Source organism: Roseococcus sp. GW821-FHT12F05 (assembly GCF_058806835.1).
Map to the genome: position 1 here is coordinate 19,554 of NZ_JBXAQB010000020.1, position 22,312 is coordinate 41,865.

General features: G+C 69.1%; 25 protein-coding genes. 10 read left to right on the forward strand and 15 right to left on the reverse strand.

Translation table 11 applies throughout. The features are described 5' to 3' along the window. Positions 1-22: 22 nt before the first annotated feature. A complete protein-coding gene (locus tag AC1ROY_RS30805) occupies positions 23-925 on the reverse strand; it encodes a LysR family transcriptional regulator (protein ID WP_493152771.1) in 903 nt (300 codons plus the stop codon). 129 nt (positions 926-1,054) lie between these two features. On the opposite strand from AC1ROY_RS30805, the gene AC1ROY_RS30810 reads away from it, so the two are divergent. From AC1ROY_RS30810 to AC1ROY_RS30820, 3 genes are all read left to right on the forward strand, one after another. Continuing rightward, entirely contained in the window at positions 1,055-1,687 is a 633-nt protein-coding gene (locus AC1ROY_RS30810; RefSeq protein WP_493152772.1) for a DsbA family protein, read from the forward strand. Between the two features lie 100 nt (positions 1,688-1,787). Continuing rightward, a complete protein-coding gene (locus tag AC1ROY_RS30815) occupies positions 1,788-2,666 on the forward strand; it encodes an MBL fold metallo-hydrolase (protein WP_493152773.1) in 879 nt (292 codons plus the stop codon). Further along, positions 2,666-2,977, forward strand: coding sequence for a nuclear transport factor 2 family protein (locus AC1ROY_RS30820; protein WP_493152774.1), 312 nt, complete (start codon positions 2,666-2,668; stop codon positions 2,975-2,977). Before AC1ROY_RS30815 ends, AC1ROY_RS30820 begins: the two co-directional genes overlap by 1 nt. On the opposite strand, the gene AC1ROY_RS30825 is transcribed toward AC1ROY_RS30820, so the two are convergent. The 8 genes from AC1ROY_RS30825 to AC1ROY_RS30860 are packed head-to-tail and all read right to left on the reverse strand — an operon-like array spanning position 2,974 to position 9,828. After that, the gene (locus AC1ROY_RS30825) at positions 2,974-3,780 is read right to left on the reverse strand and encodes an SDR family NAD(P)-dependent oxidoreductase (protein ID WP_493152775.1); all 807 of its coding nucleotides are present in this window, start codon (positions 3,778-3,780) and stop codon (positions 2,974-2,976) included. The two genes, AC1ROY_RS30820 and AC1ROY_RS30825, sit on opposite strands and share 4 nt — an antisense overlap. A gap of 7 nt (positions 3,781-3,787) precedes the next feature. After that, a complete protein-coding gene (locus tag AC1ROY_RS30830; protein WP_493152776.1) occupies positions 3,788-4,618 on the reverse strand; it encodes an amidohydrolase family protein in 831 nt (276 codons plus the stop codon). 11 nt (positions 4,619-4,629) lie between these two features. Beyond that, positions 4,630-5,607 carry a Bug family tripartite tricarboxylate transporter substrate binding protein gene (locus AC1ROY_RS30835; protein ID WP_493152777.1) on the reverse strand — a complete coding sequence of 326 codons (978 nt, stop codon included), beginning with the start codon at positions 5,605-5,607 and terminating at the stop codon, positions 4,630-4,632. Positions 5,608-5,614: 7 nt separating this feature from the next. After that, on the reverse strand, positions 5,615-6,595 hold the full coding sequence (locus AC1ROY_RS30840) for a Bug family tripartite tricarboxylate transporter substrate binding protein (protein WP_493152778.1): 981 nt from the start codon (positions 6,593-6,595) through the stop codon (positions 5,615-5,617). Between the two features lie 51 nt (positions 6,596-6,646). Then, positions 6,647-7,537: a dihydrodipicolinate synthase family protein gene (locus AC1ROY_RS30845; protein WP_493152779.1), complete on the reverse strand. Its 891-nt coding sequence runs from the start codon at positions 7,535-7,537 to the stop codon at positions 6,647-6,649. Next, complete coding sequence (locus AC1ROY_RS30850) at positions 7,534-8,721, reverse strand: sialidase family protein (protein ID WP_493152780.1); 1,188 nt, start codon at positions 8,719-8,721, stop codon at positions 7,534-7,536. Before AC1ROY_RS30850 ends, AC1ROY_RS30845 begins: the two co-directional genes overlap by 4 nt. Before the next feature lie 10 nt (positions 8,722-8,731). Further along, positions 8,732-9,004 carry a hypothetical protein gene (locus tag AC1ROY_RS30855; RefSeq protein WP_493152781.1) on the reverse strand — a complete coding sequence of 91 codons (273 nt, stop codon included), beginning with the start codon at positions 9,002-9,004 and terminating at the stop codon, positions 8,732-8,734. Then, positions 9,001-9,828, reverse strand: coding sequence for an IclR family transcriptional regulator (locus AC1ROY_RS30860; RefSeq protein WP_493152782.1), 828 nt, complete (start codon positions 9,826-9,828; stop codon positions 9,001-9,003). The genes AC1ROY_RS30855 and AC1ROY_RS30860 overlap by 4 nt, the downstream gene beginning before the upstream one ends. 118 nt (positions 9,829-9,946) lie before the next feature. Between AC1ROY_RS30860 and AC1ROY_RS30865 the strand changes: the two genes are divergently transcribed. The 6 genes from AC1ROY_RS30865 to AC1ROY_RS30890 all read left to right on the forward strand — a co-directional run bounded on the left by AC1ROY_RS30865 (position 9,947) and on the right by AC1ROY_RS30890 (position 16,161). Then, complete coding sequence (locus AC1ROY_RS30865; RefSeq protein ID WP_493152783.1) at positions 9,947-10,636, forward strand: SDR family NAD(P)-dependent oxidoreductase; 690 nt, start codon at positions 9,947-9,949, stop codon at positions 10,634-10,636. 466 nt (positions 10,637-11,102) lie between these two features. Continuing rightward, positions 11,103-11,621: a hypothetical protein gene (locus AC1ROY_RS30870; RefSeq protein WP_493152784.1), complete on the forward strand. Its 519-nt coding sequence runs from the start codon at positions 11,103-11,105 to the stop codon at positions 11,619-11,621. Positions 11,622-12,309: 688 nt separating this feature from the next. Beyond that, on the forward strand, positions 12,310-13,641 hold the full coding sequence (locus AC1ROY_RS30875; protein WP_493152785.1) for an MptA/MptB family glycosyltransferase: 1,332 nt from the start codon (positions 12,310-12,312) through the stop codon (positions 13,639-13,641). Further along, on the forward strand, positions 13,642-14,412 hold the full coding sequence (locus AC1ROY_RS30880; protein ID WP_493152786.1) for a TIGR04282 family arsenosugar biosynthesis glycosyltransferase: 771 nt from the start codon (positions 13,642-13,644) through the stop codon (positions 14,410-14,412). It begins immediately after the preceding gene. Further along, complete coding sequence (locus AC1ROY_RS30885) at positions 14,409-15,107, forward strand: glycosyltransferase family 2 protein (RefSeq protein WP_493152787.1); 699 nt, start codon at positions 14,409-14,411, stop codon at positions 15,105-15,107. The genes AC1ROY_RS30880 and AC1ROY_RS30885 overlap by 4 nt, the downstream gene beginning before the upstream one ends. A gap of 13 nt (positions 15,108-15,120) precedes the next feature. After that, positions 15,121-16,161 (forward strand): NAD-dependent epimerase/dehydratase family protein, encoded by a 1,041-nt coding sequence (locus AC1ROY_RS30890; RefSeq protein ID WP_493152788.1) that lies wholly within the window; start codon positions 15,121-15,123, stop codon positions 16,159-16,161. A 3-nt stretch (positions 16,162-16,164) separates the two neighbouring features. On the opposite strand, the gene AC1ROY_RS30895 is transcribed toward AC1ROY_RS30890, so the two are convergent. From AC1ROY_RS30895 to AC1ROY_RS30905, 3 genes are all read right to left on the reverse strand, one after another. Further along, the gene (locus AC1ROY_RS30895; protein ID WP_493152789.1) at positions 16,165-17,274 is read right to left on the reverse strand and encodes a pyridoxal phosphate-dependent aminotransferase; all 1,110 of its coding nucleotides are present in this window, start codon (positions 17,272-17,274) and stop codon (positions 16,165-16,167) included. A 100-nt stretch (positions 17,275-17,374) separates the two neighbouring features. Then, positions 17,375-18,163, reverse strand: a complete 789-nt coding sequence (locus tag AC1ROY_RS30900) for a molybdopterin-dependent oxidoreductase (RefSeq protein WP_493152790.1) — start codon at positions 18,161-18,163, stop codon at positions 17,375-17,377. Continuing rightward, positions 18,160-18,801, reverse strand: a complete 642-nt coding sequence (locus tag AC1ROY_RS30905) for a cytochrome b/b6 domain-containing protein (protein ID WP_493152791.1) — start codon at positions 18,799-18,801, stop codon at positions 18,160-18,162. Before AC1ROY_RS30905 ends, AC1ROY_RS30900 begins: the two co-directional genes overlap by 4 nt. A 101-nt stretch (positions 18,802-18,902) precedes the next feature. Here AC1ROY_RS30905 and AC1ROY_RS30910 point away from each other — a divergent pair, with 101 nt between their 5' ends. Then, complete coding sequence (locus AC1ROY_RS30910) at positions 18,903-19,340, forward strand: hypothetical protein (protein ID WP_493152792.1); 438 nt, start codon at positions 18,903-18,905, stop codon at positions 19,338-19,340. 174 nt (positions 19,341-19,514) lie between these two features. On the opposite strand, the gene AC1ROY_RS30915 is transcribed toward AC1ROY_RS30910, so the two are convergent. Genes AC1ROY_RS30915 through AC1ROY_RS30925 form a run of 3 tightly spaced genes read right to left on the reverse strand, consistent with a single transcriptional unit; the run spans position 19,515 to position 22,312 of the window. Further along, complete coding sequence (locus AC1ROY_RS30915) at positions 19,515-20,117, reverse strand: thiamine pyrophosphate-dependent enzyme (RefSeq protein WP_493152793.1); 603 nt, start codon at positions 20,115-20,117, stop codon at positions 19,515-19,517. Further along, the gene (locus AC1ROY_RS30920; protein ID WP_493152879.1) at positions 20,117-20,623 is read right to left on the reverse strand and encodes a phosphonopyruvate decarboxylase; all 507 of its coding nucleotides are present in this window, start codon (positions 20,621-20,623) and stop codon (positions 20,117-20,119) included. Before AC1ROY_RS30920 ends, AC1ROY_RS30915 begins: the two co-directional genes overlap by 1 nt. A gap of 24 nt (positions 20,624-20,647) precedes the next feature. After that, positions 20,648-22,312, reverse strand: a complete 1,665-nt coding sequence (locus AC1ROY_RS30925; RefSeq protein WP_493152794.1) for a thiamine pyrophosphate-binding protein — start codon at positions 22,310-22,312, stop codon at positions 20,648-20,650.

The following is a 22,312-nucleotide window of genomic DNA, read 5'->3' on the forward strand; positions in this document are numbered from 1 at the left end:
TCCTGCCCGTAGAAGGGAAAGATCACTCGGCCCATCGCGATCCTAGCCTTTCCGCTTTCGCCAGCATCTCCAGGAAAACGGTCACCTTGGCGGGCCGGAACCGCGCGGCGGGATAGACGGCGTAGATTCCCCCGCAGGGCAGATGCCACTCCGGCAGGACATGGACCAGATGCCCGGAGGCGAGGAGAGCCCGGACCAGGAAGTCCGGCAGCACCGAGAGCCCGCCGCCGCTCTGAACCGCGGCGAGCACCCCGGGCGTCGTGTCGACGGCGAGGGAGGCCTGCATGCGCACCGCCTGCCGGTCCAGATCTCCCCGGGAGAACTTCCACAGCAAGGGCTCCTTCAGGGCCATGTTGGCGACGAAGGGCAGTTTCGCGAGATCCTCCGGAGTGCGGACGTCTGCGATCCGTTCCGCCAGCGCGGCGCTGCCGACCAGAAGCTGGCGGAAGGAGCCGATGCGCCGCGCGAGGAGACTCGAATCATCCAGCCATCCGACATGGATCGCGAGGTCGATCTCGCGCGAGACAAGGTCGAGCGTCTTGTCATGGAGCGTCAACTCTGCCCGGCAGGCCGGATAGCGGGAGGTGAAGGCCGCCGCCACGGGAACGACGGTCGCGGCGCCGTAGTCGTTGGGTGCGGTGATGCGCAAAGTTCCGGACGGCTCCGTCGCGCCCTGCGCCAGTTCGCCGAAAGCGTCCTCCGCCTCCCTGAGGATGAAGATGCAGCGCGCGTGGAAAAGACGGCCCGCCTCGGTCGGATGGACGCGGCGCGTGGTCCTGACCAGCAGAGTCGTTCCGGTCTCGTGCTCCAGCTGGGCCACCTGCTGGCTCACCACGGTCTTGGTGATACCGAGCTGCTCGGCCGCCCGGGTGAAGGAACCGGTGTTCACCACCGCGGCGAAGTAGGACAGGCGATTGAGGTTCATGGCCGCTTGGTTGGACCGCGAAGCATCAGGATTGTCCAGTTCTAACGCACAGTCCGTATGGTTTGTTTGACTTCTGTGCGTGATCGGGTGGTGCCATCTCTCTGTCCACGAGAAGGACGGGGAGACCCCATGCACATCACCTATCTCTTCGATCCGCTCTGCGGCTGGTGCTACGGCGCCTCGCCTGTGCTGGAGAAGATCGCCGCTGATGGAAGCTTCGACCCGGAGCTCGTCACCGTCGGCCTGTTCGCCGGGGAAGGCGTCCGGCCGATGGACGCGAATTTCGCCGCCTATGCCTGGTCCAACGATCAGCGGATCTCGCGCCTCACCGGCCAGGTCTTCAGCGAGGACTACCGCAGCCAGGTTCTGGCGGACCATACGCGCCTGTTCGATTCCGGACCGGCCAGCCTGGCGCTGGCTGCCGTCGCCATCACGTCGCCGCCGCGTGAGCTGGAGGCTTTGAAGGCGATCCAACTCGCCCGCTATGTCGACGGCCGTGACACGACCGATCTGGGTGTCCTGGCCGAGGTGCTGGGCGGCCTGGGCTTGGGCGAGGCCGCCCAGCGCTTTCGTGCGCCTGACGCAGCCCTGCTCGAGGTCTATCGCTGCCGCATCGAGGACGGGCGCGAGACGATGCGCCGCTTCGGCGTCAACGGCGTCCCGGCGCTCCTCGTCGGCGATGGCGGGAAGCAGCGGCTCTTGCCTGCGAACGCGCTCTTCGCCGACGCCGATGACCTGATCGCCGGCCTGCGCGCCGCCTGACCCGTTTCCGGCCCATGACCTGAATGGCCGTGGGCCGGCCTTCCTGACCCGCTTCCACCCTCCACCCAGGAGACGCCCGGTGCTCACAAAGAGAGACATCATGAAGACGACGCTCGCGGCCGCCGCCGCAGCCATGGCTCCCGCCGGGATGGGCACGGCCGCTGCCGCCGACCTGAGCTGGCGCCATTTCCCGGCCGGACCGACGGGATTCTTCCGGGCTCCCGTGCTGGTCTCCGGCGCGACCGAGGCCCTGCTGATCGACGGCGGCTTCACGCTGTCGGACGGCCGCGCGATCGTCGAGGCGATCCGGTCCACCGGCAGGCGGCTCACGACCGTTTACGTGAGCCAGAGCGACCCGGACTATTACTTCAGCCTGCGCCCCATCAAGGAGGCCTTCCCGGAGGCTCGGATCATCGCGGCGCCTGAGACCGTCGCTGCCATCCGCGACAGCGTGGAGAAGAAGCTCACCACCTGGGGGCCGCAACTCCGTGACAACGGCCCGCAGACGCTCGCGGATGTGGTCATCCCCGAGGCCTTCCAGGGCAAGACGCTCACAGTCGACGGCCAGACGATCGAGATCGTGAATGCCGAAGGCCTCGCTAACCGCCGCTATCTCTGGGTGCCATCGCTCCAAGCGGTGTTCGGCGGCGTGCTGATCTTCTCGGGCGTCCATGTCTGGACAGCCGACACGCAAACCCGCGAGCAGCGCGCAGCCTGGGTCGCGACCCTCGACCGGATCGCCGCCCGCCGTCCCGCCGTCGTCGTGCCCGGCCACATGGTTCCGAATGCCGCGACCGACCTCTCGGGCGTGGCGCACACCAAGGCCTATCTGCTCGCCTTCGAGGAGGAGCTCGCCCGGTCGCCGACCGCTTCGGCCCCCCTGATCACCGCCATGAAGGCCCGCTTCCCCGGCCTCGGCATGGAGGTGGCGCTGGACATCGGCGCCAAGGTGGCCACCGGCGAGATGCGGTGGGGGTGATGGGCGTGAATCTCGACCTCGTCCGCGCCACCTACAAGGGATCGTCGGAGGAGAACAGCCGCAACCTGCTGGCCACTCTCGCCCCGGATGCCGAGTGGACCGAGGCGGAGGGCTTTCCCTACGCCGGCACCTATGTGGGTGCGGAGGCGATCATCGCCGGCGTCTTCAACCGGCTCGGCAGCGAGTGGATCGGCTATCGCGCCGAGGTCCACACCTTCCTGGAGGATGGCGACCGTGTCGCCGCCTTTGGCGTCTATTCCGGCACCTACAAGGCGACGGGAAGATTCATCCGCGCCGATCTCGCCGCCTAACCTTCTCCGCGTTCGGCGAGCTTTTTTTGGTATTGCGACCGCATATGGGCCACACCGCCGGTTGTCAGCCCGCCATCCGCGGCGACCTCGCTTCCCGTCATGAACGACGCAGCCTCTGACGCCAGAAATAGCACGATGGCGGCGATCTCCTCGGCCGTCGCCTCGCGACCCAGCGGGATCGCGTATCGGTTGGCCTCGAGGTGCCCGGCCGGGGCGGCATCAGTCAGCGGCGTGGCGATCGTGGCCGGATGGAGGGAATTGACCCGGATCCCCTCCGAAGCGAACTCCAGCGCCGCCGATTTCGTCAGGCCGCGCAACGCCCATTTGCTCGTCGTGTAGGATGGATCCCCATGAGCGATGAGACCGGCGGTCGAGGAGATGTTCACGATCGCCGAGGGCGCCGCGCGAGCAAGAAGCCCGCGGCAGTACTTCATTCCGAGGAAGGCGCCGGTCACGTTCACCGCAAGGGCGAGATCCCACTCCGCCCGCGTCGTGCCGGCAAGCGACTTCCGGACGATGAGCCCGGCATTGTTCACCAGCACGTCGAGGCTACCCGCCTGGTTCGCAAGACTGTCGGCCAGCGCCTTCCAGTCGTTCTCCTGCGTCACGTCCAGCCGATGGAAGGTGGCGCGCAGGCCATCCGCCCGCAGCGTCCCGACGAGATCCTCGCCCTCCCGCTGCAGAATGTCGCAGACATGCACGTGGGCGCCCTGGCGGGCGAAGCCGAGGACGATCGCCGCACCCAGCCCACGGGCTCCGCCTGTGACGCAGACGCTATGCCCACGCGTTTCCGTGTCGGACATCACACCCTCACGCATTCCAGTTCAGCCATCGGCAGAGCGATGCGCCCATCACCGCCGCCCTATCAGCGCCGCCGAGCCAGAGCAGGTGCTCGGTGAACATCGTGACCGCATCGCGATAGTCGCAGGGCAGGCGCGTCAGGTCGGACCCCCAGAACAGTCGCTCTGGCCCGAAGGCATCGAACGCAGCCCTCAGGAACGGCTCGACGCTTCGATACGGATACTCATCCTCCGCCGCACAGGGCAGCGCGGAAGCCTTGACCGCCACATTGCCTAACCGGGCGAGGCGCAGCAGATCGCCCAGATGCTCGAAGGCCGCTGCGCCGCGGTGCTCGACATGCGCGCCCATGTGGTCCAGCACGAGCCGAAGGCCGGGATGGCGCTCGGCAACCAGGCCGACCGCCTCGAAATCCTCGTTGACGAACAGCATCAGGGGCAGGCCGTCGGCCTCGGCCTGCCGGAAGATCCAGTCGACGGTGCCGTCGCGAAGCTGACGGACAGCAGCACGACGGAAGTTGAGCCGCGCTCCCAGCATCCCGGGAATGAACCTCCACTCGCTGAAGCGGTCCCGGCTGTCCGGCGCGTCCAGGGGCAGTCGGCCCATGACGGCGAAGCGGTCGGGATGCCGCTGGGCCGCAGCGAGGCACAGCGCATTGCGGTACCCTTCCCAAGACGGTGGCACCAACACGGCGCGATGCACGCCGGCACTGTCCATCTCGGCCAGCAGGGCCTCCGGCGAGAGTGGCTGGGTGCGCTGGACCACGGCTGGCGGCGGTTGCGGCCAGGGATGGTCGACCGGCTCTCCCGCCCAAACATGCACCTGAGAATCCGCGATCATCATCCGCCCTGTCCCTATTCGGGTTGGTAGTTGACGCTGCGCAGCAACTCCCCGGCCCGCTGGATTTCGGCGGCGATGAAGCGGCGGCTGTCGTCGATACTCTCGACGACCGGTTCGATCACCTGCGTGGCGAGCCGTTGGGTGATCTCCGAATCCTTCATCGTCTCCTGCACAAGGGCGTTCACGCGTTGGGAAATGTCGGGCGGCGTGCCCTTCGGCCCCCACACGCCGTACCACGCCTGGAACTCGAAGCCTGGGAGACCCGCTTCCGCCATGGTGGGCACATCGGCGGCCAGCGGGGAGCGCTGCGCAGCCGCGATGCCCAATGCCCGGATACGCCCATCGGCTCGGCTGGCGAGCAGGGCGAAACTCGGATCGATCAGAAGCTGCACGCTGCCGCCCATCAGGTCGGTCAGCGCCGGCTGGGTGCCGCGATAAGTCACGACGTTGAGATCGACGCCGGTCCGCCGCATAAAGTCGATCGTCGCCAGATGGCCGGCCGATCCCAGCGCCGAGATGGCTATGCTCCAATCCCGCGGCCGCGCCCTGGCCGCCGCGACCACCTCCTGGACCGTCCGCTCGGGCCGCGAGCCGCTGATCACCATGACAAGCGGCGCCTGCGCCGTTCGCCCCATCACCGTGAGGTCCGTCTGGGGATCGAAATTCGCGCCCTTGAGCACCAGCGGCATGACGGCGGTATTGAAGGTCGAGGCCAGCAGCGTGAAGCCGTCCGGCGGCGCCTGGAGCACAATGTTGGTGCCCAGCAGGGCCGACCCGCCCGGCCGATTTTCGACAACGGCGACGGCCCCCAGCCGGTCCTGCAGCCGTTGCGCCAGTACGCGCGCCAGCATGTCGTTCGCCGCGCCCGGCGGGGTGGGGCAGATCAAGCGGATCGGCCGGCCGAGTGGCCAGGCCACTTGCGCGCGCCCGACGTGCGGGGCGCCGAGCGCGATCGTGCAGGCGCCGATCCCCAGCGCCCGTCTTTTCAGCATGCCTTCCTCACTCTGGCTGATAGTTGACGCTGCGCAGCAGCTCGGTGGCGCGGGCGATCTCCGCCGCGATGAAGCGCCGCGTCTCCTCGATGCTTTCCGTCACCGGTTCGAGGATCTGGCTTTTCAGCCGATCGACGATGGCCGCCTCGCGCATCGTCTCCTGCATCAGGGCGTTCACGCGCTGGTTGATCTCGGCAGGCGTACCCTTCGGTGCCCAGACGCCGTACCAGGATTGGAATTGGAAGCCGGGCAGGCCTGCCTCAGCCATCGTCGGCACATTCGGCGCCAGGCTTGAACGCTCCGCCGTCGCGATGCCGAGCGCACGGACCCGGTCATCGCTGGTGGCCGGCAGCAATGCGAAACTTGGGTCGATGAGCAGCTGCGCATTGCCGCCCATCAGGTCGGTCAGCGCCGGCTGCGTGCCGCGATAGGTCACCATGTTAATCTCGACGCCGGTGCGGCGTATGAATTCGATGGTCGCCAGATGACCCGCCGAGCCGAGCGAGGAGAGCGCGAAGTTCCATTCGCGGGGCTTCTCCTTCGCCGCGGCGATCACCTCGGCGAGCGTGCGCTGTGGGCGATGGCCGCTCATCACCAAAACCAGCGGCGCCTGCGCCGTACGCGCCATCACCTCGAGATCGCGCTGCGGATCGAACGCCGCACCGCGGAGCACCAGCGGCATCACCGCAGTGTTGAAGGCTGAGGCGAGAAGCGTGAAGCCGTCTGGCGGCGCCTGTAGCACGGCCGTGGTCCCGACCAGGCCGGCGCCGCCGGTGCGGTTCTCGACCACCGCGGTCGCGCCCAGTTTCTCCAGCAGACGCTGCGCCAGCAGGCGCGCCAGCGCGTCGTTCGCCGCCCCCGGCGGCCAGGGGCAAATCACGCGGATCGGCCGGCCCCGCGGCCAGGCTTCCTGCGCATATACGGCGGGCGCCGCCAGCAGTGCGAGGCCGCCTGTCGTGGCAGTGGCAAGAACATGCCGTCGATTCATGGTGTGCTCCCTCCGAATGGGCACGCGGCGTTGCGCGGCCCGTTGATGGTCTCAGTCGTCCAGCAGTGCGCTCCGCTCCGTAGCGGAGAGCGGCAGCAGCGGCGGGCGCAACCGCTGCCAGCCGTCCTCCCCAGTGCGCTGCGCCAGCAGCGCCTTCAGCGACGCCATCTGCGCGAAGCGTGAGGCACGGTTGCGCATGGCCACGATGCGCGCCTGCGCTGCCTCGACCTCCGCCAAGCGAGCGGGATCCGCGACGTGGCGGAACACGAAGGCCAGGTCGGCGGCGACCAAATTCGACGTGGCGGTGATGCAGCCCGCGCCGCCCTTACGCAGCAGCGGCAGCATCAGCGGATCGGCGCCCGCCAACACCGCCAGACCGGGAAAGGCCTCGACCAGCGCTTCCATGTGCGCGAGGTCGCCGGCGGAATCCTTGATGCCGGAGAAGGTGCCTGAATATGAGTCACGCAATCGCGCGATGACGGGAAAGGGGATCGGCACCGCCGACATCTGCGGGATGTGGTACAGCACGATGCGCAGGCGCGGATCCGCGACGCGCTCCACCACCTCGGCATAGGCGGCGAACAGGCCATCCTCCGTGACGCCCTTGTAGTAGAAGGGCGGCAGCATCACGACCGTGGTCACGCCGAGTGAAAGCGCATGGCGCGTCAGCGCCACCGTCTCGGTCAGCGCGGCAACACCTGTGCCGGGCAAAAGGCGATCGGGCTCGATGCCTGCGGCCACCACCGCTTCCAGCAGTTCGCGGCGTTCGTCGGAAGAGAAGGAATTGGCCTCCCCCGTCGTGCCGAGCAGCGCGATACCGTCGCAGCCCTCCTCCAACAGCCGCCGGCAATGCGCGGCGAACAGCGAATGGTCGGGGGCGAGCGCCTCGGTCACGGGCGTGAGGGCGGCGCTGAACACGCCGCGCGGATGCAGCGCGGTCATGCGGCGTCTCCCGAGGCCCAGTCGGGCGCCACGCGGACATATTTTATGGCCTGCCGCCAGTAGGTGTAGGCGATGTGCAGCGCCCCGTCTGACGTCTGGCACAGCGACGGATAGGAGAATTCCCGGTTGAGCTGGTCCTTCGAATTGTTGGTCATGCAATAACCGTCGCCGGTCTCGAGGTTGCGCCGGCTGGGCCAGCTGCGCCCCTGGTCGGCGGAGATCGCCAGCGTCATCGGCGCGCGGGGCGCGCCCCAAAAGGCACTGCGGCCGGTCGCGGGCGGCGCCGCAACTGCCAGATCCTCGCCGCCGATATCGTCGTAAAGCGACACGCGCCGCCCGGTCGCGTCCGCCGCGCTGGAATGGTTGTAGACCATGGCGAGCCGGCCATCCGAAAGCCGCGTCGCCATCACCGAGGAATTGTTGTTGGGAAGTTCCGTCGGCACCGGTGCGGACCAGGTCCGGCCACCATCCGAGGACCGGCTGACGTGGATCGAATCCGCCCAGCGGCTGCGGTAGAACGCCACAAGCGTGCCGTCGCGCAGGTCGACGATGCTCATATGCACGCAGCCCGTGCTGCCCGGCACGGCATGCTCCGTCCAGCTCGCGCCGGAATCGGAGGAGATCATCACGGAACTGGTGTCGAGGTCGCCCGTCCAGGCGCCGGTCGGCGGCTTCGTGCAGCGCCAGATCGGCAAGAGCCAGTCGCCGTTGTCCAGCACCACGATCGGGCTGCGGATGAAGGTGCCGAAGCCAGGCTGCTCGCCGAACAGCGTCTCGATAGGCCCCCAGCTGTGGCCAGCATCGACGGATTTGCGGCGGCGGATAATGGCGGTGTCCTGGTTGCCCGAGACCTGCGCGGTCCAAAGCAGCCAGAGCGCCCCATCGGGTGCGTGGAACAGCAGAGGGTTCTGCTCCGAGCGCGTCGGGTCGTCGGACAGCCGCACTGCCGGTGACCAGCGATCGGCTCCCGCGGCGAGGCGCGAGAAATGCACCGAGATATCGGGCACACCTTCCTGCGTGCCGCCGAACCACACGCAGCCCATGTCGCCCCCACCAAGCGGCAGCAGGAAGGCAGCGTGGTTCTGCACGCAGGGGGTCGGGATGAAGGCCTCGAGGCGCGCGGGATCGCCCGACGCGGGGGCCAAGGTCTCGGGACGCTCGATCACGCCTTTGGCATCTTGCATGGGCATATCCTCAAAGTGCCGCGCGATAGATCGCGAGGATCTGCTCGCGGCTCATTTCGCGCGGGTTGTTGTCGAGTAGGCGGCGGATGGCATGCGCTTCCGGCGCCATGGTGGGCAGGTCGTCCTGTGGCACGCCCAGGCTCGAAAGGCGCATCTCGATGCCGAGTGCCGCGCAGTGGCCATGGCTCGCCGCCACCTCTCCGCCGTCTGTCCAACGCAGCGGAACGGGGCCGCACGGGCCAGTCATGCCGTCGGCGACCAGGCGCAGGACCCGCCGGGTCATCGCGACGCTCCGCCGGGTCCGATGGCGCCTAACGACAGCCGCAGCCCGGTGCCGAGTTCCTCGGCCAGCGCGCGGACGTGCGGTGCGGTCATGGTGATGAAGTCCGGCAGCGCCAACCGGCCTCCGCCGACGGTCAGGCTGACACCGGCCACCGGGGCACCCCGCGCATCGAGCACCGGCGCGGCGACGGTGCTCAGGCCATAGGCGTTCTCGCCATCCGACACGGCGTAGCCGCGCGCCCGTACCTCATCGAGCCGCGCCAGCAGTGCATCGAGGTCGGTCAGCGTGCGATCGGACAGCTTCACGCGGGGTACACTCTCGAGCTGTGTGACCTGCTCATCCCGCGGCAGCCAAGCCAGGATCGCCTGGCCAAGCGCGGTCGCATAAGCGCCGATGCGCGTGCCGGGGCGGCGCACAACGCCGTGCCGCTCCAGCCCCGCCTCGACGCGTGCGAGGTAAATGACTTCTCCCCTCTCCAGCACTCCGAGGGAGCCGGCGTCGGCCACGTCGGGCACCAGCTCGCGCAGCAGCGGCCGGGCATGCGTCGGCAGGTCGCCCGCCGACAGCGCGGCATAGCCGAGTTCGAGGCATTTCAGCGTTAGCCGGAAGCGCCGCCCGTCCGGGACGGGCCGCAGGTAGCCGAGGTCGACAAGCGTGTGGACGAGGCGGAAGGCGGTGCCGCGGTCATGACCGGTCTGCGCCGCGACCTCGGCCAGGGTGAGTTCGGGCCGGTCGGGCCCGAAGGCCTTTAGCACGGCGAAGGCCTTGGCGACGGACTGGACAAGGTTCTTCGGGTTTTCGACGCGACCCTGTGCTCCGTCCATCTCCACGCTCCCTTGGTTTCGATCGGAATGCGAACACTTGTTCGCTTTCTGATGTCTTGCTATCCGTCTGGCGACCGCGCTGTCAAGCGCATCGCGACCGCCACATGGGAGACGCTGCATGACGCCAGAGACCGCCGCAGGCCACGCGATTGTCACAGGGTCCAGCTCCGGCATCGGCGCAGCCATCACCGCTCGATTGCTGCGCGAGGGCTGGCGCGTCACCGGCCTCAGCCGCAGCGATCCTGGCCTTGCCGACACCCGCTTTGCGCACCGTGCCGTGGACCTGCTCGACGCGACCGCCCTGCCAGCCGCGGTCGCCGACCTCAGCCCCACCGCCTTCGTACATGCTGCCGGCCTGATGCGCGGCGGCGTGGTAGGCTCGCTGGACGCGGAGGCGGGACGCACGCTTTGGCGCCTGCATGTCGAGGCAGCATCGCTGTTGGCGGACCTATTGGTGCCGCGGATGCCGGATGGCGGGCGCATCGTCCTGGTCGGCAGCCGCACGGCCGCGGGCTCGGCGGGGCGCAGCCAATACGCCGCTAGCAAGGCGGCGCTGGTCGCCATGGTGCGGTCCTGGGCGATCGAACTCGCGCCGCGAGGTATCACCGCCAATGTCGTGGCGCCGGCGGCGACAGACACGCCAATGCTGCGCGACCCCGCACGGAGCGCGGTGGTGCCCAAGCTGCCGCCGATCGGGCGTTACGTCCGCCCCGCGGAGGTCGCGGCGCTCACCGCCTTCCTGCTCGGGCCAGAGGCCGGCGCCATCACGGGCCAGCAGATGCTGATCTGCGGCGGCAGTTCGCTGTAACGAGGCCGAGCGCGCGCCGGTTGATCCCTCCGTTCCACACGTCGCCCGCTTGCGGCGCGGTCGCATCCGTTCGCTTCTTCAACTCGCGGCGCGCGTGCCCTCCGGCCCGGCCGCCAGAGAACGTTGTCGTCTCGGTTCCTATCGCTGCTCCAGTCTTTCCCCGAACAAACCGTCTCTCATCAATTGGCACCGCGCTGAGACCCAGATTTGGCTGGGCTTTTCGCGCTGACCTTGATGGTGTGGCCTCGCAACAAGGTGCAGTTTCGGTCTCCAGAGAGCGGAGACTTTCTGAACCTTGAGGGTAGGCCGATTTTACCCTCAAGCTTTATCCGTTGATCCGATTGTGTTTTTCCCCGGCCTCCTCAAGTTAGTTCGGGGTCGCGATCCCTGGGGCAATCAGGAACGCAACCGCTCTATTCAGCACCGGGCTCCTGACGCGGGCGGCGCTCACTGGTTTTGGAAATCCATGAACGACATCAATCGAGTCTTCGCTCGCTTCCGCGACGAGTTGCCCGAACCATCCCCGCAACGGGAGGTCCTGAACATCCGACGCCGGGGCAGCACGCACGCTACCCGAGCCGTCGAAGTCGTTCACCTGAAGACCGATCGATCTTCTTCAAAGGATCAGCCTCGCCGGCCCAGCAGCATCAGGGCCGCGGCGTGGTCCAATGGCTTCCCGGTGAAGCAGGCTCCCGCGCCCACCCCGATCGAGGCACCGGAGCGGCAGGAGACAGCGCAGCCAACCGTCCATGTCATGCCCGCCTGGCAGCCGTCGGACGGTCCAACCGAGGCCCATGGTGGTGACGAGCCGGTGGTCGCGCCACGGCGGCGCGGCCGCCCTCGCAAGGACGCCGCTCCCGTGCCAGCCGTCTCCGCCGATCCATTCAACGATGAGGATGACGGGACCAACTGCCTCCGCTGCGGCTATCGGATTGACGACGCACGCGCGAACCCCGGGCTGATGACCTGCGCTCGCTGCAGCTGATCGATGGCCCGCAAAACCGCCCGCCAACCCTCTCTCCGCCTATGCTTGGCGGCCGGCAAGCAGCGCAGCGCTGCGGCGTCGCGTCGAGGCGAATGCGGCGAAGCTGCGGGACAGCGAGCCCGGCATTCTCAAGTGTCGCGTACGGCGTGAGATGGCCGGAAGCGGCCCTTCTGCTCTCGAGCGATTGAGCCCGGAAGCGGACGTAGGTCGGCCCCACGACAAAGTGACGCAACGGAACCGACGAGGGGTACGGGCGGCCGCAGCGCTCCTCGTATTCGCCCCGATGCCGGGCAAAACCTGAGGCGCCGCGTAGGAGACGTCTTGCCGACAGCTGTCCAGTCCAGAGTGACAGCCCCCAGACGAATGGCTCAACAAATGACGATAGCGGAAATCGGCCAGTCTCGGTGCCTTCCTGCTCTACGACATCCGGCCGCGCGACCCTTCCATCGATTTCTGGATCCGCGACGCCGCCATGCAGCTTTCCGTCTTTGCCGCTCTGCTGGCGAGCTGGTGGGGCGCGCGGCGCGGGGGGTGTCGCGGACCCCGCCCCGCAACGTAACTTTGCGCCCCGCCTCGCCGAATGGCGATTGAAGCGTCTGGAGTGTCCCATGAAGACGACGGCCGTCGAGAGCAGCGACGCGATCCCGCAGGGCCGCGCCCGCCAACCGGCGGCCGGCATCCGGCTGGTTTGAGCGGGCTTTCCCTCGCTCCGACGCGCCGCGCGGACCTACATCTCGCGCTGGTGGGGTTGGCGCTGCTCGCGCTGGTGCTCGTCGGCCCGACGCTGCACCGCCAGGTCGGTGATCTCGCCTTCGGCGCATTGGGCCTGCTTCACGGGGCGCTGGTGATATGGTCCATCCGCCTGGCGGCGCGAATCGGGGATCGGCGCGCGCTCTGGATCATCCTGGGCATCGCCGTCGCGCTGCGGGTGGCCCTGCTTTTCGTACATCCGCATCTGTCGAGTGACGCCTTCCGCTACGTCTGGGACGGCCGCGTCCAGGGCGACGGCATCAACCCCTACCGCTACATCCCGGCCGCGCCCGAGCTCGCTCATCTGCGCGACGCCGCGATCTACCCTTTCATCAACCGCGCCGGCTACGCGGTCACCATCTACCCGCCGGCCGCGGAGATCCTGTTCTTCCTGGTGGGCCGCATCGCCGATGGGCTGGTGGCGCTGAAGCTCGCCTATTTCGCCTTCGAGGCGGTGACGGCGCTGGTCCTGCTCGACCTGCTGCGCCGCATCGGCCAGCCGGCCACGCGGATTGTCGCCTATGCCTGGCACCCGCTGGCGGTCTGGGAGATCGCCGGGAGCGCGCATATCGACGCGGCGATGCTGTCGTTGATGGCGCTCGGCATCTGGCTGGCCGTGGCGTCGCGCCGGCTGGTCCTGGCTGCCGCCGTGATCGCGGTGGCGGCGATGATGAAGCCGCTGGCCGCGCTCGCCTTGCCGATCGCCTGGAGGCCCTGGGACTGGCGCGCACCCGTCGCCGCCATCGCCACCGTCGTGCTGCTTTACATCCCATATCTCTCGGTCGGCACCGGGATGTTCGCCTTCGTCGGCGGCTATGTGCAGGAGGAGGCGTTGGCCTCGGGCGAGGCCTTCTGGCCGGTCTGGCTGGTCACCACCCTGCTCGGGCCGTTGCCGGGGCTGCGGACGGCCTATCTCCTGGCCGCCGCCGCGCTGGTGCTGACCCTGGCCTTCCGCCTGGCCTTCGCCGTCGAGGAAGATGCCGAAACACGGCTGCGGCGCCTGTCGTGGCTGGTCTTCGCAGGGGTCTATGCCCTCTCGCCGGGCTATCCCTGGTACTACCTCTGCCTGTTGCCCTTCCTGGTGCTCTTCGGCTCGCCGCATCTCTGGGCAGCGACGCTCGCCGGCTACCTCCTCTACGACGAGGTCCAGGGCGACCCGCAGATTGCCTTCTGGATTCGCGACGGCGCGATGAACCTCGCGGTCATCGGAGCGTTGCTGTGGACAGCGTGGCGCTCGAAGACCAGGCGCCCGGTGATGGGAGTCGGCTGAATGGACATGACGATCCGAAACAGCGCGACGCAGCCGGCACCCGGGAAGGACTCGCGCCAGGGAACCGTCGCCGTCGCGATCATCTGCAAGACGCCGGCCCCGGGAAAATCCAAGACCCGGCTGTCGCCACCGCTGCGGCCGGAGGAATGCGCAGCGATCTCCGCCTGCTTCATCCAGGACCTCGCGAGCACGATCGGCGGGCTCGATCCCGCCACCACCGCTGGCTACGCGGTCTATACGCCCGCCGGCTCCGAGACCGAGCTGCGTCGCCTGCTGCCAGGTGAGTTCGGCCTGGTGCTGCAGGGCGAGGGCGATCTCGGCGACCGGCTCCACAGGGGTATCGCCGACCTGCTGGCCGAGGGCCATGCAGGCGCGATCATGGTGAATTCCGACAGCCCCACCTTGCCGCCGGCCATCCTCCAGACGGCGGTCGAGGCCACGGCGGCCGGGGACCGGGTGGTGCTCTGTCCCGCCATCGACGGTGGCTACACGCTGATCGGCCTCTCCGAGGCGCACCGGCACCTCTTCGACGACATCCCCTGGAGCACGGAGGTCGTGTTCCAGAAGACACTGGACCGCGCCCGGGAGATGGACCTGCCGGTGGTGATCCTCGACCCCTGGTACGACATCGACGACGCCAGCTCCTATGCCACGCTCGAGGCCGAAATGGCGGGCGAGCGCCCGGCCTTTGCCGATCCCGCGATGCCGCTGCAGGACGCCCCGGCGACGCGCCGCTTCCTCGCCCAACGCCGGGCGGGCAACGCCGCGTGACGCTGGCCGCCGTCTCCCTGGTCATTCCCTGCCTGAACGAGGAGGAGCCGATCGCCGAGGTGGTACGCGAGGCGCTGGCCCAGGGCGTCGGCGAGGTGATCGTCGTGGACAACGGCTCCACCGACCGCACCGCGGAGCTGGCCGCCGCCGCCGGCGCGCGCGTGGTGAGCCAGCCCGTGCGCGGCTATGGCCGCGCCTGCGCCGCCGGGGTCGCCGCCGCGCAGGGCAAGATCATCTGCTTCATGGACGGCGACGGCAGCGATGTGCCGGAATTCATTGCGGCCGTCGTCGGCCCCATCGCCGAAGGCCGCGCGGATTTCACCATGGGCTCGCGCCTGCGCGGCCGTCGCGAGCCGGGCAGCATGACGCCGCAGCAGCTCCTGGCCGGGCGTCTCGCGGGGCTTCTGCTGCGCGCCACCTATGGCGTGCGCTTCACCGACATGTCGCCGCTGCGGGCCATGCGCGCCGACCGCCTCGCCGCGCTGGGCATGCGCGAGGAGACCTATGGCTGGAACCTCGAGATGCAGATGCGCGCCGCCGCGGGCGGGCTGCGCTGCTTGGAGATTCCGGTCGACCACCGCTGCCGCCGCGGCGGCGAGTCCAAGGTCTCGGGCAACCTTGCCGCCGGGATGAAGGCCGCGTGGAAGATCAGCACGACCTTCCTGCGCCTCGCCCTCGCTCTTCGCAAACAGTGACCCGGAGAACCGCATGCGCGTCCTGCTGACCGGAGGGGCCGGCTTCATCGGCCAGCACGTCCTGGCCCGGCTCCTCGACCGCGGCCACGAGGTCCGCGTGCTGGATTCCCTGCGCCCCGACGTGCACCGGGACGGCAAGGGCTGGACCCCACCCGACGGCGTCGAGCTGCAGGTTGGCGACGTGCGCGACGCATCCGCCTGCGACAAGGCCCTGGCCGGCGTGGAAGCGGCGGTGCATCTCGCCGCCAAGGTCGGGCTCGGCGTGGATATCGCCGACATGCCGGACTACGCCTCTTCCAACGATGCCGGCACGGGCGAGCTGCTGGCCGGAATGGCGCGGCACGGCGTGGCGCGGCTCACCATCGCGAGCTCCATGGTGGTCTATGGCGAGGGCGTGGGCCTCTGCGCCGAGCATGGCGCGGTGCGGCCCGGCCCGCGGTTGGAGGCCTCGCTGGCCGCCGGCGATTTCGAGCCCCCCTGTCCCGTCTGCGGCAAGGGCCTCGGCACCGCGCTGGTCGGCGAGTCCGTGGCGCTCGATCCCCGCAACGCCTATGCGACGAGCAAGATGGCGCAGGAATTCTACGCCTCGAACTGGGCACGGGTGGTCGGCGGATCCGTGGCCGCGATGCGCTACCACAATGTCTACGGGCCCGGCATGCCGCGCGACACGCCCTATGCCGGCGTGGCGGCGATCTTCACTTCGGCGCTGCGGGCCGGAAAGGCGCCGCGCGTCTTCGAGGATGGCGGCCAGCGGCGCGACTTCGTGCATGTGCGCGACATCGCCTCCGCCACCGTCGCGGCCTGCGAGCAGATCACGGCGGGCGTGCACGCCTTCAACGTGGGCTCCGGCACGCCGCGCACGGTGGGCGAGATGGCCGTGGCGCTGGCGAAGGCGCTGGACGGGCCAGAGCCGGTCGTCACCGGTCAATACCGGCTTGGCGATGTCCGGCACATCACGGCCGATTCCGCAAAGCTGCGTCGGGAACTGGGCTGGGCGCCTTCCATCGAGTTCGTCGATGGCATGGCCGAGCTGGCGCACCAGCCCGCGTCGTAGATCTCAGGCGGCGGCCTCCAACGCCCGCGACAGCGCCGGCAGCGCCGCCTCCAGCTCGGCCGGCGGCAGGTGGCCGAAGCCGAGGCGGAACACCCGCTGCGCCTCGCCGAACCACGGGCCGGGCGCGAGCCGCAACTCCTCCTGCGGCAGGGCCGCCCAGAAGCGGCTGACGCCCGCGCGGTTCACCCGCCGCGGATGCAGCCGCAGGCAGCAGAGCGCCCCGGCATCCGGCCGGATGATCTGCACGAGGCCCGGCGCCGCGCCGTGCCAGCGCAGCACCGCCTGCAGCGCCTCGCCCAGCGCCCGGCGCCGGACGGCGAGCACATGGTCCGGCCGGCGCAGCAGCAGGGCCGCCAGCGCCTCGTCGAGCACGGAGCCAGAGATGACCAGGGATTCCTTGGCCCCCACCAGCCGCTCGCGCAGCGCGGCGTCGCGCAGGGTGAGCCAGCCGATGCGCAGCCCCGGCGCGCCATGCGCCTTGGAGAGCGAGCCGGCGGTCACCACGCGGAGATCCAGCCCGGCTGCGCTCGGGGGCGGCGGGTCGCCATGGGTGGCCTCGCGATAGGTCTCGTCCAGGAAGAGCAGAGCCTGCGGGGCGCGTTGCCCCATCTCGGCCAGCAGGGCCTCAATCGCCGCGCGCGGCACGCGCACGCCGCTGGGATTCTGCGGATCGGCCAGGCAGACCAGCCGGGTATCCGGGCCGAGCAGGGCGGCGATGCGGTCCACATCCGCCTGGTAGCCGTCCTCGAAGCGCAGGCGCGCGACACGGACCGGCACCCGTGCGCGTTCCAGCGCGTCGCGCATCGGGCCGAAGCAGGGGGTAACGAGCACGGCCTCGCCGCCCGTCAGCGAGGCGAGGAGGAAGAGGCCGAGCATGGTGCCCGGCACCGTCACGACCTCGCCGGCCGCGACGCCGCAATTCGCGCCCACGGCCGCCCGCAGCGCCGGCGCGCCGGATGGGTCGCCATAGTCCAGCGCGAGCTCGCCGAGACCTTCGCCCAGCTCCATCAGCTCGCCGAAGCGCAGGCTCCGCACGGTGCTTTCCGCGAGGTTGTACCGCTTCTCCCCACCAGGGGTGGTGAGCCGCCAGATGGCCGTGCTGGATCGAGTCATGGGCGCTCCGCGATGACGCACGGGAATGCAACGCCCGAGGACCGCGTCCGGACGCGCGATCTTACGCTTCCACGCATGAGGATCGGGTGCGGAATCCGCGTCAGAGTCCGCTGAACCAGTTGAAGCCGCGATCCTCCCAATAGCCGCCGGGATAGTCGTTGGTGACCTCGATGGAGGTGATCCATTTCGGATTTTTGAAGCCGAGCTTCACTGCCGTGCGCAGCCGCAGCGGATAGCCGAAGGGATCGGCGATCGCCTCGCGCGCGTATTTCGTGGCGAGCAGCGTCTGCGGATGCAGCGCCGACGCCATGTCGATGCTGCCCCAATAGCCGTCGGCGCAGCGGAAGGCGACGTAGCGGCAGGAGAGATCCGCACCGACGCGTTCGAGAAAGAGCCGCAGCGGCACGCCGGACCATTGGCCGATATAGTCCCAGCCTTCGACGCAGATGTGGCGGATGATGATCTCCTGCTCAGGCAGGGCCATGATCTGCGGCACCGTCCAGGGCTGGCGCTCGGCGATGCGGCCGGCGAGCTCCAGCTTCCAGGTCGCGCCGTCGACGGGCTGGACGTCGCCCACCTCGTAGAAGGCGTTAAAGCGCGGCGGCTTGAGGACCATGGATTCCGGATAGGTGGGCGCCAGCTTCGTGGGATCGAAGAGCCAGGCCTGAACGCGGTCGTTGAAGCGTGAGATGGCGCGCAGCGTGGCCTGAATCGTCTCGGAATCCTTCGGGCTGCAGCCGCCCAGCATCGCCAGCGCACCGAGCGAGAGGCTGCCGCGCAGCAGGCCACGGCGCTCGATCTCCCGCAGCAGGGGCGCGTGCTGCTGGAGGATGGCGGCGTCGGGCGCCGCACCGGGACGGAATCGCGACTTTGAGGCGGGCTTCGTCATGCGCGCTTCTCCGGCGGAACCACCGGCCCCCCGTTCACCATGGCCAGCAACGTGCGTGGCACGAGCAGCGCGAGCGCGACATGCACGAAAAGGAAACCGACGATCCCGGCCATGCCGAGGAAATGCGCGAGGCGCGCGCCCTGGAAGCCGCCGAAGAGCGCGGTCAGACCGGAGAACTGCACCGGCTTCCAGATCGCGACGCCCGAGAGCACTTGCACGATCGCCGCCAGGATCACGCCGATATAGAGCAACTTCTGCACCGAATTGTAGACGGTAAGGTCGTCATGGGCGAGCTTGAAGCGCAGCGCGTCCCTGATGTCATGCACCGCCTCGCGCGCGCTGATCGGCAGGAGCTTGCGCCGGAAGCGGCCGGTGATCAGGCCGTAGAGCAGATAGGCCAGCCCGTTGAAGACCAGCACCCACATGGCCGCGAAGTGCCAGAGCAGATGCTCCGCCGCCCAGCTGCCGAGCAGCAGCCAGTACGGAAAGAAGACCCAGCCCAGGATCGCTTCGTCGTTGTAGATGCCGATGCCGGAGAGGATCATGACAATCATCGCGGCTGCGTTGATCCAGTGCATGATGCGCACCGGCCAGGGGTGGAGCCGGCGCCCAGCGCGCGGCACGGTCACGCCTTCCATCATCGCCCTCCTTGTCCCTGGATTATTCTTCGGCCGGCGCGTGGGGTTGGTTACACACGGGCCCGATCCGTCGAAGAGGAAAACATGGCGGAGAATCATCCATGCGCTCGGCGGTCGCGTTTCTGATACTGATCATCCCCGGCCTCGCCTTGGCCCAGGGAGCGCATTCCGCGGGCGGCGCGCCGCCCGACCGGCCGCGCAGCGAGGCGGCTCTGGCGCGGTACCCGCAGCCGGTGCGCGCCGGCGACCTCGCCGGGCGGCGGGTGATCGAGGACACCCAGCAGCAGGCTGTGCTGGGCCGCGCGATCGCGGCGGCGCGCGGCGCGGACGGACGGACGGCCCTCCTCATGGAGCAGGGCGGCATCCTGGGCTTCGGCACGCGGCGGATCCTGGTGCCCCTGGACGCGCTGGCGCTGCTCGGCCAGCTGATCGTCCTGAAGGATCTGGCCCCCGCACAACTCGCGGCGCTGCCAGAGGTGGCGACCCCTGAACTGCTGCCACCCGAGACTGTGCTGCGCATGGGGCTCGCGAGGAACTAAGGGCCTGTTTTGAAATGTTGCTGCGACGCGGCGAGTGATGATTCAACGACGGTGCATTCGGGTCGCGGCAAGGGGCGCGCGCTCCCGATGCATCGTGGATCGGCGGCTCTGTGATTGCCGCACCCTTCGATCATTCTTGCGTTCAGCCGTCGCGATATCATCGCTTCCTCCTGGTCAGGGATGGCCGAGCAGAGCCATCCGGAAGCGCTGGCGGCAGAAGGATGCATCGAGGTTGCCACGGGCCTCCGGCGCATCTTCGCCCCCCACGCGCAGCAGGACGAAGTTCAGGCCGGGCTCGCGCAGCAGGCCCGCGCCCACGGGGATATCGGCCTCGTCGCGCACCGTGCAGGCGGAGCGGAAGCCGGCGCCACGCGCGATGGCCTCCAGATCGACCCCCGGCCCCGTATGGCTCACCTGGTTGCCGGTCTCGGCGAACATCCCATTGTCCACGCAGAGGATGGACAGGTTCTTCGGCCGGGCCGCAGCGATCGTCGCGAGCGAGCCGAGATTCATCAGCAGGTCCGCATCGCCGACGAGCGCGAGCACACGCCGCGACTTCTGCTGCATCGCCAGCCCGAAGGCGACCATGCAGCCGGCGCCCATCGCGCCCGACATCGCGAAGGCGTGCGAGGCGTCACCGGTCATCTTCCAGCAGTCGCGCACGGTCCCGGCCAGCGCCGCGACGATGAGGAAGTCCTCGTGCTTTCCGACGAGGGCCGGCACCGCCAGCCGGCGCCGCAGCATGTTCTGGCCATGCATGGTGTCGTCGCCCTCCATCACCAGAACGCCTTCGCGCCGATGAGCCGCTGGCTCATGAGCAGGGCCACGCCGGCGCCGGCCACATAGGCCATGTTCGCTGCGGCGCGCGCGGCGGGGATGATGTCCGCCTCGGTCTCCGCGCGGATGCAGTGCAGGCCGATCGCCTCCAGCACCTTCTGCGTCGCCTGCCCCATCGGGAACTGCCAGGGATTCCCCTCGCCGAACTCGCCCCGCATGGTGACGAGGGTGAGAAAGGGGAAGCGCCCGCCGGCGATCAGCGAGAGCATGTTGATGCAGTTGCCGCTCCCGCTGCTCTGCATCAGCAGCACGCCGCGCCCGCCGCCGAGATGCGTGCCGGCCAGCATCGCCACGCCCTCCTCCTCTGTCGTCAGGGGGATGGCATCCACATCTGGATCCGCCAGCGCCTTGTCGATCAGCAGGCGGTGTCCGCCATCGGGGACATAGGCCATCATGTCCACCCGGAACTCGCGCAGCAGGGCGTAGAGTTGCTCCTGCCAGGACATCGTCTTCACCGGGGCGTCCACGGCTCAGGCCTCGCCGTAGTGGATCCGGCGGTAGGGGCGCGACACCACCTTGTCGTCCGTGTGGACGTCCCAGAGAGTCGCCGCATTCGCGGACAGGTGTTCCTTGAACATCCCTCCCATCCGGCCAAGATGGTTCACCGAGGCGCTGCGCAGGCCGAAGCCGCCCGCCACGCCGGCGAGGTCGCCGCGGCCATGGATCACCGTCTTGGGATCGAGGCCGCCGGCGCGGAACTTGTGGATCTCCGCGCCGTAGCCGCCGTCGTTGATGATGGCGATCAGCAGCCGGTGCCCCTCGCGGCGGATGGTCTCCAGCTCCTGGATGTGCATCAGCACGCTGCCGTCGCCCTCGATGAGCAGCACCTTGCCGTCCTTGCGCGCCGCGGCGACGCCGATGGCCGCCGGCAGCCCGGAACCGATCGCGCCGAAGTCGCTGACGATGTGGTAGCGCTCGGGTGGGCGGCCGCGCAGATGCGTCACCGCGATGCCGAAATAGTGGCCTGCGCCGATCACCACGTCCCAGTCCTTCGGCACGATGGCGTCGAGCTCGAGCAGCGCCTTGCGCGGATCGACCGTGCCCGGCGCGATCTCGTATTCCTTGCGGTCGGGGCTGTCGCCGGCGATGGCCTTTTCCGTCTCGGGGCCACGGAAGCCCTGGCGCTTGACGCCGCGCTTGCGCAGGGCGGCGGTGATCGCCTCGACGCCCGCGCGGCCATCGGCACGGATGTGCAGGTCGGCCGTGCGCAGCCCCTGCCAGAGGCCGCGCGGATTCAAATCGACCTGCACCGTCTGCGCGCCGGGATAGAGATAGCCGCTCTCGGTCGTATAGGCGCCGAGGCCGACGCCCACGCCGATGACGAGGTCGGACTCGGCGAAGCGCTCGCGCCCGTAATCGCTGGAATAGGCACCGGCGATGTCGAGCGCGTAGGGATTGCCCTCGAAGAGCCCCTTGCCCAGCAGCGAGGTCGCGAGCAGCGCGCCGGACTGCTCCGCCAGCTCCTCCATCGCGACCCGCGCCTTGGAGAACTTAGCGCCGCGGCCGCCGATGAGGATCGGCCGCTCCGCCGCCGCGATCATGTCGGCCACCCGCTCGACCAGCTCAGGATCAGGTGCCGGGCGCTGCGGCGTGGGCAGCGTGTTCGAGGAGGGCGAGTAGTCCGCCATGAAGGGGAAGGCCTGCTTCTGCAGGTCCATCGGCACGCCGAGGACGACGGGCCGCTGCTCCAGCGCCGCGACGTGGAAGGCCTCGCGGACATTGTCGAGCACGCGGTCGATCGAGCGCACGGGGATGTAGTGCGCGCCTGTGCCCAGCGTCAGCGGCCCCATGTCGATCTGCTGGATGTACCAGGGCGAGGCGAGCGGCGAATCCCCTGCAAAGACCACGACCGGGACCTGGCCGCGCGCGGCGATGGTGAGCGCGGTCATGATCTGGGTGAAGCCGGGCCCGCAGGTCGTGGACGCGACGCCGACCTTGCCGGTGGCGCGGGCATAGCCGTCGGCCATCGCGACGGCGCAATGCTCGTGCCGGGCGTGGACGACCTGCATGCCGGGGAGGCGCGACATCGCCTCCGACCAGTACATGTTCGCGTCGCCCATCAGGGTGAAGAGCACCTCGCAGCCTTCCGCCTGGAAGGCCTGGGCGATCACGTCGCTCACTTTCAGTTTCGACAT